Origin of the sequence: Burkholderia sp. (assembly GCF_018375725.1) — a bacterium.
GTDB lineage: Bacteria > Pseudomonadota > Gammaproteobacteria > Burkholderiales > Burkholderiaceae > Burkholderia.
This window is the reverse complement of the sequence record NZ_JAHACR010000195.1, coordinates 1-8,107: the sequence shown is the minus strand read 5'-3', so window position 1 is coordinate 8,107 and position 8,107 is coordinate 1. Positions and strand designations below refer to the sequence as shown.

The 8,107-nt window shown below is 69.2% G+C and carries 6 protein-coding genes and 1 pseudogene; 5 read left to right on the top strand and 2 right to left on the bottom strand.

The annotated features are described in order from the left end of the window. From KH616_RS17800 to KH616_RS17785, 4 genes and pseudogenes are all read left to right on the top strand, one after another. Positions 1-273: pseudogene (locus tag KH616_RS17800) on the top strand (hypothetical protein); the annotation flags it as partial. A 27-nt stretch (positions 274-300) separates the two neighbouring features. Further along, the gene (locus KH616_RS17795) at positions 301-1,689 is read left to right on the top strand and encodes an L-serine ammonia-lyase (RefSeq protein WP_292248848.1); all 1,389 of its coding nucleotides are present in this window, start codon (positions 301-303) and stop codon (positions 1,687-1,689) included. A 208-nt stretch (positions 1,690-1,897) separates the two neighbouring features. Continuing rightward, on the top strand, positions 1,898-3,601 hold the full coding sequence (locus KH616_RS17790; protein ID WP_292248845.1) for a thiamine pyrophosphate-binding protein: 1,704 nt from the start codon (positions 1,898-1,900) through the stop codon (positions 3,599-3,601). A gap of 7 nt (positions 3,602-3,608) precedes the next feature. Then, the gene (locus KH616_RS17785) at positions 3,609-4,727 is read left to right on the top strand and encodes an ADP-heptose--LPS heptosyltransferase (protein ID WP_292248843.1); all 1,119 of its coding nucleotides are present in this window, start codon (positions 3,609-3,611) and stop codon (positions 4,725-4,727) included. Here the strand turns inward: KH616_RS17785 and KH616_RS17780 are convergent. Then, complete coding sequence (locus tag KH616_RS17780) at positions 4,631-5,689, bottom strand: helix-turn-helix domain-containing protein (protein WP_292248840.1); 1,059 nt, start codon at positions 5,687-5,689, stop codon at positions 4,631-4,633. The two genes, KH616_RS17785 and KH616_RS17780, sit on opposite strands and share 97 nt — an antisense overlap. Positions 5,690-5,987: 298 nt before the next feature. On the opposite strand from KH616_RS17780, the gene adh reads away from it, so the two are divergent. After that, on the top strand, positions 5,988-7,508 hold the full coding sequence (adh, locus tag KH616_RS17775) for an aldehyde dehydrogenase (protein ID WP_292248838.1): 1,521 nt from the start codon (positions 5,988-5,990) through the stop codon (positions 7,506-7,508). A 92-nt stretch (positions 7,509-7,600) separates the two neighbouring features. Here adh and KH616_RS17770 read toward each other — a convergent pair. Next, the coding region (locus KH616_RS17770; protein ID WP_292248835.1) for an ethanolamine ammonia-lyase light chain EutC at positions 7,601-8,107 on the bottom strand (507 nt) is incomplete at its 5' end.

Genomic DNA, 8,107 nt, shown 5'->3' with positions numbered 1-8,107 from the left:
AATAACCTTGAGCGCTCCGCGCTCGACTGGCTGGTGCCGTACGCGCGCGGCGAGAAGACGCACGAGGAATTCGTCCGTTCGACGGTGCCGTTCGATGCAAAGCGCCGCGAGGCCGGCATACCCGGCTACACGGGGCAGTGGGACCCGAAAAACGCCACCGAACTCTTTCATCTGGCCGCGCGGCTCGATGGGCGCTACGCCCGTGTCGCGCAGCTGTTATCCCCGATGCCGCCCGCATGGCTTGCCGCATGCTTGCCGCTGCAGGCGCGCTAGAATTTCTACAGCGACACAGGAAACAAAATGGCAGTCAGCGTGTTTGACCTCTTCAAGATCGGCATCGGCCCGTCCAGCTCGCACACGGTGGGCCCGATGCGCGCCGCGCTGATGTTCGTCCAGGGCCTCGAGCGCGACGGGCTGCTCGACGCGACCGCGAACGTGAAAGTCGAGCTGTACGGCTCGCTCGGCGCGACCGGCAAGGGTCACGGCACCGACCGCGGCGTGATGCTCGGCCTGCTCGGCGACGCGCCCGACACCGTCGATCCCGACACGATCGCCGCGCGCCTCGAAGCGGTGCGCACGTCGAAGACGCTCGCGCTGCTCGGTACGCATCCGATCCCGTTTGTTCTGAAGGAAAACATTGCGTTCTATCGTCAGGCGCTGCCCGAGCACCCGAACGGAATGAAGCTGCGCGCGATGGATGCAGACGGCGCGGTGCTGCGCGAAAGCACGTATCTGTCGGTCGGCGGCGGCTTCGTCGTGACGGCCGGCGCGCCGAACACGAAGGTGCTGAGCGCGGCCGAACAGATGGCCCACCCGTTCCGCAACGCGGCGGAACTGCTCGCGCTGACCGAATCGACCGGCAAGTCGATCGCGCAGCTGATGTGGGACAACGAGCGCACCTGGCATACCGAGGAAGAGACCCGCGACGGCCTGCTGAAGATCTGGAGCGTGATGCAGTCGTGCGTGTCGCGCGGTTGCGGGATCGGCAACCCGGACGCCGACGGCAACCTGCCCGGCCCGCTCAAGGTCAAGCGCCGCGCGCCGCAGCTGTATCGCACGCTGACCGGCAATCCGGAGCAGGCGCTGCGCGATCCGCTGTCGATGGTCGACTGGATCAACCTGTACGCGATCGCGGTCAACGAGGAAAACGCGGCCGGCGGACGCGTCGTGACCGCGCCGACCAACGGCGCGGCCGGCATCATCCCGGCCGTGCTGCATTACTACACGCGCTTCACGCCGAGCGCGAACGAACAGGGCGTGATCGACTTCCTGCTGACGGCTGCCGCGATCGGCATCCTGTACAAGCTCAATGCGTCGATTTCCGGTGCGGAGGTCGGGTGCCAGGGCGAGGTCGGCGTCGCGTGCTCGATGGCGGCGGGCGCGCTGGCCGCGGTGCTCGGCGGCACGCCGCGTCAGGTCGAGAACGCAGCTGAAATCGGCATGGAGCACAACCTCGGCCTGACGTGCGATCCGGTCGGCGGGATGGTGCAGATTCCGTGCATCGAGCGCAATGCGATGGCCTCGGTGAAGGCGGTCAACGCGGCGCGGATGGCGCTGCGCGGCGACGGCACGCATTACGTGTCGCTCGACTCGGTCATCAAGACGATGCGTGAAACCGGCGCGGACATGAAGACGAAGTACAAGGAGACGTCGCGCGGCGGCCTGGCCGTGAATATCGTCGAGTGCTGACGGCCGCGGCGGGGCGGGCGCGGCGGCCCGGCCGCCGCAGCGCGCGTCCCGCGCCATGCCGTGTTTCCGGCGCGCGTCGTGCACGTGCGCCCTCCCCGCCGGGCCGCGCCATGCGCCCGCCCCGTCTTTCTCCTTCGTTCCGGCACTTTTCACCGCCTCGGGATCGGGCGTAAGCTGTACGTCCCGCTACCCAGGGAGACGGCGTGCCATGTCGCATTCCACGGATCTCGAGTCGCACGGCGTCACCGGCGCCCGACTGCTTGTCGATGCACTGCTCGCCAATCATGTCGAACGCGTGTTCTGTGTGCCGGGCGAGAGTTTCCTCGCCGTGCTCGATGCGCTCGCGGACCACACTGCGCGCATCCAGACGGTCGTCTGCCGGCATGAAGCGGCGGCGGCAAACATGGCAGAGGCGGCCGGCAAGCTGACCGGCCGCCCCGGCGTCGCGTTCGTCACGCGCGGGCCGGGCGCGACCCATGCGTCGATCGGCGTGCACACCGCATTCCAGGATTCGACGCCGATGATCCTGTTCGTCGGCCAGTGCTCGCGCGAACACCTCGATCGCGAGGCGTTCCAGGAAATCGACTATCGCCGTATGTTCGGCCAGATGGCCAAATGGGTCGCACAGGTCGACGATCCGCGCCGCCTGCCCGAATACCTGAGCCATGCGTTCCACGTCGCGATGTCCGGGCGGCCCGGCCCGGTCGTGATCGCGCTGCCGGAGGACGTGCTGTCCGAGCCGTGCCCGCCGCAACCGGCCGCGCCGCCCGCGAAGCGCGTCGCGGCCGCGCCGTCCGCCGCGCAGATGAGCGAACTGCGCGAACGGCTCGCCCGTGCGGAGCGGCCGTTGGTCATCGTCGGCGGCAGCGGCTGGACGCCCGAAGCCTGCGCGAACCTGCGCACCTTCGCCGAGCGCTGGCAGCTGCCGGTCGCGTGCGCGTTCCGCTATCAGGACACGTTCGACAACGCGCATCCGAACTACGCGGGCGACGTCGGCCTCGGCATCAATCCGGCGCTGGCGCGGCGAATCCGCGAGGCCGACCTGCTGTTCGCGCTCGGGCCGCGTCTCGGTGAAGCGACGACGGGCGGCTATGCGCTCCTCGACATCCCCAAGACGCGCCAGACGCTGATTCACGTCCATCAGGGCGTGGACGAGCTCGGCCGGGTCTATGCGGCCGACCTGCCGATCGTGTCGGGCATGCCGGAAATCGCGTCGCTGCTCGCGGCACTCGATCCGCCCGCCGCGCCCGCGTGGGCAGGCAGCGCGGCGGACGCGCACCGCGCCTATCTCGACTGGCACGCGCCGCTGCCGATGCCGGGCGGCGTCCAGCTTGGCGACGTGATGGTGCAGCTGCGCGAACGCCTGCCGCACGACGCGATCGTCACCAACGGCGCAGGCAACTATGCGATCTGGCTGCACCGCCATTTCGCGTACCGGCATTTCCGGTCGCAGCTCGCACCGACGAGCGGCGCAATGGGCTACGGCATCCCGGCCGCGCTCGCGGCCAAGTCGCTGTATCCGTCCCGCACGGTCGTCGCGCTGGCCGGCGACGGCTGCTTCATGATGGCCGGCAGCGAACTCGCGACCGCGATGCAGTACGGGCTGAACATTGTCGTCATCGTCGTCAACAACGGTCATTTCGGCACGATCCGCATGCATCAGGAGCGTCACTATCCGGGACGCGTGCACGGCACCGGGCTGACGAATCCGGACTTCGCCGCGTACGCGCGCGCGTTCGGTGCGCATGGCGAAACCGTCGAGCGCACCGCAGATTTCGCACCCGCGCTCGAGCGCGCGCTGACCTGCGGGCTGCCCGCCCTGATCGAGCTTCGCGTGCCGCAGGAGGCGAGCACGCCGGCGGCGACGCTCGCGCAGATTCAGGAACAGGGACGCCGCATGCGCGGCGAGTGAGCGGAACATGTGCACCGTGCCGGCCGGCGCCACCCTCGCGCACGACGAAGCGCTCGTGTGGCCGGGCACGCTGCTCGCACCGGACGGCACGCTCATCGCGCCCTACGATCTCGAACACAGCGGCCGCAACGCCACCGGGCACGTGCCGGCTGCGCCCGCGCTTGGCTGGCTGCACGCCGCGCACCGGCCGTTCCGGCTCGCGTACGACGGCACGCTGCATGTGCACGTCGTCAACGGCATGGGCGTCGCGCTCGGCGATTCGGTGATCGGCCTGACCGCGCTCGCCGCGCTGCGCGACGCGTATCCGGGACTGCGCTTCACGCTGTATCGCCCCGCCTGCGCGCCGCGCTATGTCGAAGCGCTGTATGCGCTGGCCGCCGATCGCATCGCGTCGATCCGCGCCCTGCCGTGTCCGGTCGAAGCGCTGCCTCGATGCACGCGGCTCACGCCATGCGTCGATCTCGGCAATCACCTGTACTGGCCGGCCTTCGCCCGGATGCCGATGATCGATTTCTTTCTCGCGGCGCTCGGCGCGCAGCCGGCGGCGATTCCGGCCGAGACGAAGCGCAACCGCTGGCTCGCGCGGCTCGCGCTCCCGGCACTGCCTGACGCGTGGCGGCAGCCTTACGTCCTGTTTTGCCCGCATGCGAGTACCGCGGTGCGCAGCGTGCCGCCCGCACTGCGCGTCGCGCTCGTGGATCAGCTCGTGCAGCGTTACCGCATGCCCGTGGTCGGCTTCGAGCCGCTCGCGCATCCCGCCTACGTCGACATGAGCCGCGACGCGCGCGATACCGCGCAGTTCATCGCCTGGATCAAGGACGCGAGCCTGCTGTTCTCGTCGGATACCGCCGCGATGCATATCGCCGACGGCTTCGATGTGCCGACACTCGCCTGCTTCACGACGATCGCGCCGGCCTTGCGCGTGCGCGACTATCCGCATTGCGTATCCGTCGCGCTCGACGTGCCGGATGCGCTGCGCGGCCTGCACCGGAGCGAACGGCCCGGCGACATCGCCGCGGTCGAGGCGGCTTATCGCGCGGTCGACTGGGATGCGGTCGAGTGGCCCGCCATCATCCCGCTGTCGCGCAGCGTCTCCGACGGCCGTCGGCCGAACAATCGCCGATAGTCGGTCGCAAACTGGCTCAGGTGCCAGAACCCCCACGCCTCCGCGACGTCCTGCACCGAACCTGCTGCGCGCCCGCACAGATCGCGGCGCGCGCCGTTCAGCCTCAGCGCGCGCAGATACGTCGCCGGCGCCATCCCGAGCACGTCCTGAAAACAGTACTGCAGCGTGCGGCGGCTCACATGCAACTGCTCGCACAGCTCCGGCACGCCCACCGGCCGCGACCGATGCGCCAGCACGTAGTCGCGCGCCTGCCCGACGATCCAGCGACGGCGCGACGGCGCCTCGCCGGCTGCGTCGTCAGCCGGCAGCGCGCAGACATCGAACAGCGCCGCGAGCACCTCGGCCTGCAGATCGTTGCGCGCCGCGTCGGACAGCGGCTTGCACGCGGCCGCCGCATCGTCGAGCCGCTGCGCGAGCCGCGCGCACAGACGCGTGAGCCGCGGCTCGCCGACCTGCATCACCGCTTGCGCCGGCAGCCGCTCGTCCAGACCGCAGCGCTCGACCTGCTCCGCGTAGCGGCGCAGCACGTCGCCGCGCACGACGACACCGTAGATCGAAAATTGCGCCGGCGTCAGCAATTCGAATTCGACGTTGCCGGGCCGAAATGCGAGCGTGCCCGCGTCGATCCGGCGCGCATCGACGCGGGCCGCGCCGTCGCGCACGAGCGGGATGCCGAACCAGTACGCATCGCCGCGCACCTCGCACGCCTGGCGCAGCAGATGGCTCGTCGTTTCGCGGAACAGCTTCATCGTGTCGAGCGGCAACTCGGTCAGCGTGCCGACGAACTGGCCGGCCGCGAGCTGGTCGTAGGTCTGCCGCCAGCCGATCAGGTTGCGCGCCTGCTCGTCGGCGTCATGCGCGACGCTGACGACCGCGCGCCCGGCCGGCGCCTCCGCGCCGCCTGCGCTGCGCCGGGTGTCCTCCGCCGTCGGTTCGCCGACGTCCGTGAGCCGCTGATCCATCGTGTCCTCCTTCACACCGCCCGAATCCCGGCGAATCGACGCAATTCCCATGCCGATCGGGACGACCCGCCGCCATCATGCGGGCGCCGCGCCGACCGTTCAATCCCGGCACACCCGCATGCGCCGCCTGTTCAGCGACGGCACAGCGGGCGCGGCGCACCCGGCCGGTGCAGCCGCGCGAGCCGCGCCCGCATGCGGCGCGCGGACGCACCGCCAGCTGGCACGCTTCTGGCGTATCGATTCAGGCCGCGCGTCGCGCGCGGCGCTTTTACGATACCGACATGCGAGGAGCATCGCGATGAATCACGCGGACATGAAGCACCTGAACATCGAATTCCCGTATCGCAAGCAATATGGCAATTTCATCGGCGGCGAATGGGTAGCGCCCGTCGGCGGCGAGTATTTCGAGAACATATCGCCGGTTACCGGCCAGCCGTTCGTCTCGATCCCGCGCTCGCGCGAAGCCGATATCGAATTGGCGCTCGACGCCGCGCATCGCGCGAAGGCCGCCTGGGGTGCGACGGGCCCGGCCGAGCGCGCCAACGTGCTGCTGCGGATCGCCGACCGGATGGAAGCGAATCTGGCGCGGCTTGCGGTCGCCGAGACGATCGACAACGGCAAGCCGCTGCGCGAAACGACCGCCGCCGACATCCCGCTCGCGATCGACCATTTCCGCTATTTCGCGGGCTGCATCCGTGCGCAGGAAGGCTCGATCGCCGATATCGGCGGCGATCTGGTCGCCTACCATTTCCACGAGCCGCTCGGCGTCGTCGGCCAGATCATCCCGTGGAACTTCCCGATCCTGATGGCCGCGTGGAAGCTCGCGCCGGCGCTGGCCGCCGGCAACTGCGTCGTGCTGAAGCCGGCCGAGCAGACCCCCGCGTCGATCCTCGTGTTCGCCGAACTGATCCAGGATCTGCTGCCGCCGGGCGTGCTGAACATCGTCAACGGCTTCGGTCTCGAAGCGGGCAAGCCGCTCGCGTCGAGCAAGCGAATCTCGAAGATCGCATTCACCGGCGAGACGTCGACCGGCCGCCTGATCATGCAGTACGCGAGCGAGAACCTGATTCCGGTCACGCTGGAACTGGGCGGCAAGAGCCCGAACATCTTCTTCGCCGACGTGATGGACCACGACGACAGCTACTTCGACAAGGCGCTCGAAGGCTTCGCGATGTTCGCGCTGAACCAGGGCGAAGTCTGCACGTGTCCGTCGCGCGCGCTCGTCGAGGAGCGCATCTACGACCGCTTCATCGAGCGTGCGATCAAGCGCGTCGAGAAGATCCGCCAGGGCCATCCGCTCGATGCGCAGACGATGATCGGCGCGCAGGCGTCCGCCGAGCAGCTCGAGAAGATCCTGTCGTACATCGACCTCGGCCGCAAGGAGGGCGCGCAGTGCCTGACGGGCGGCGAGCGCAACGTGCTCGGCGGCGAGCTGGAAAGCGGCTACTACGTGAAGCCGACGGTGTTCCGCGGCCACAACAAGATGCGCATCTTCCAGGAAGAGATCTTCGGGCCGGTGCTGTCGGTCACGACCTTCAGGAACGAGGAGGAAGCGCTCGAGATCGCGAACGACACGCTGTACGGGCTCGGCGCCGGAGTCTGGACGCGCGACGGCAACCGCGCGTACCGCTTCGGCCGCGCGATCCAGGCGGGCCGCGTGTGGACGAACTGCTACCACGCCTATCCGGCGCATGCGGCGTTCGGCGGCTACAAGCAGTCGGGCATCGGGCGCGAAACCCACAAGATGATGCTCGACCACTACCAGCAGACGAAGAACCTGCTCGTCAGCTACAGCGACAAGCCGCTCGGCTTCTTCTGATCGGCCAGGCCGCGACGGACGAACCGCGATGCGGCTCGTCCGTCGTCGTTTATGGGTGTGAGGATCAGGCGTCGTGCGACACGGCCCGCACGTCAATCGGCACCGATCCGCTCCGCCTCCATCGCCTCCGGCAGCACCGCATCGCTGTCGTCCTTCAGACCCACGCCCGTCAGGCCAAGCCGGCGCGCATGCGTCATCAGGTAATGCAGTTTGTGGGCCGCCGCCTCATAAGGCAGTCCTTCCGGCCGCACGTTGGAGATGCAGTTGCGCAACGCATCGTGGCAGCCCACCTTCGGCGCATGCGTGAGATACACGCCGAGACTGTCCGGCGAGCTGAGCCCCGGCCGCTCGCCGATCAGCATCGCCACGAGCTTCGCGCGCAGCAACTCGCCGATCTCGTCGCCGAGCGCGACGCGCGCCTGCCGCGCCACGACGACCGGCCCGATCTTCCAGCCTGCCAGACGCGGACGCACCGCCAGCAGCAGCGGCAGCGCCTGCTTCGCCGCCGCGAACGCGGACAGCCCGTCGCCGACGACGAATACGATGTCAGGCGCGTCGCCATGCTCACCGTGCGCGGCGAGCTGCGCGCGGCTCTCGTC

Coding starts and splice junctions, on each gene's coding strand:
- KH616_RS17795 (WP_292248848.1), top strand. CDS start 301: ATGGCAGTCAGCGTGTTTGACCTCTTCAAGATCGGCATCGGCCCGTCC.
- KH616_RS17790 (WP_292248845.1), top strand. CDS start 1,898: ATGTCGCATTCCACGGATCTCGAGTCGCACGGCGTCACCGGCGCCCGA.
- KH616_RS17785 (WP_292248843.1), top strand. CDS start 3,609: ATGTGCACCGTGCCGGCCGGCGCCACCCTCGCGCACGACGAAGCGCTC.
- KH616_RS17780 (WP_292248840.1), bottom strand. CDS start 5,689: ATGGATCAGCGGCTCACGGACGTCGGCGAACCGACGGCGGAGGACACC.
- adh (WP_292248838.1), top strand. CDS start 5,988: ATGAATCACGCGGACATGAAGCACCTGAACATCGAATTCCCGTATCGC.